Raw genomic sequence first — 620 nt, forward strand, 5'->3', positions numbered from 1 at the left:
AGCTGGTGAACGGAGGGAGCGATACGGCGGGCGGCGACAGGGCCGTCGAACTGCTCGCCATCGAGCAGGTGCGGCAGCCACTTGGCCCATTCCCAGTCGGCGATCCGGTCCCCGGGCACTGCCAGCGCCATCGCCACATCGTCCGGAGCGTGCAGGGCGGCGGCCTGGACCAGCAGGGCACGGGCCAGGCGCAGACAGTCCTCCCGGGGGCCGATGACGCTGATGTTGCCGATCCGGTCGAGCGGGACGGTCAGCGGCAGCTCGGTGCCGGTCCGGAAGCGTGTCATCAGCGCCGACGCCTCGTTGAGCATGAAGCGGTCCGGTGGGGTGAGCACCGAAGAGCCCTGCTGAGCGATCTGCAAGTGGCGCACGGGCATCTCGCCGGTGCCGACCCGCACGCGCAGGAAGTCCCTGTCGGTACGGCGGCGCTCCCACAGCCGGGCCGGGTCACGCACCACGTCGTAGAGGGCGGCCGGGGGCGGGTTGAGGACGTCGGCGTGCACGCGGCGGCGGCGCTCCTCGGCAGCCAGTTCCTCGCGCAGGTCCTCCAGGTAGGCCAGATACGCCTCGCGCTGAGTGCGCCGGGTGCGCTGAGCCTTGCCACGCTGCGAGAAGACCAG

Annotated in this window: 1 pseudogene; it reads right to left on the bottom strand. The window is 71.8% G+C overall.

The features are described from left to right. Positions 1–620, bottom strand: a pseudogene (locus tag IH45_RS01000000144810) (type VII secretion protein EccC); the annotation flags it as partial.

Origin of the sequence: Streptomyces rimosus subsp. rimosus, assembly GCF_000720725.1 — a bacterium.
Taxonomy (GTDB): domain Bacteria; phylum Actinomycetota; class Actinomycetes; order Streptomycetales; family Streptomycetaceae; genus Streptomyces; species Streptomyces rimosus_A.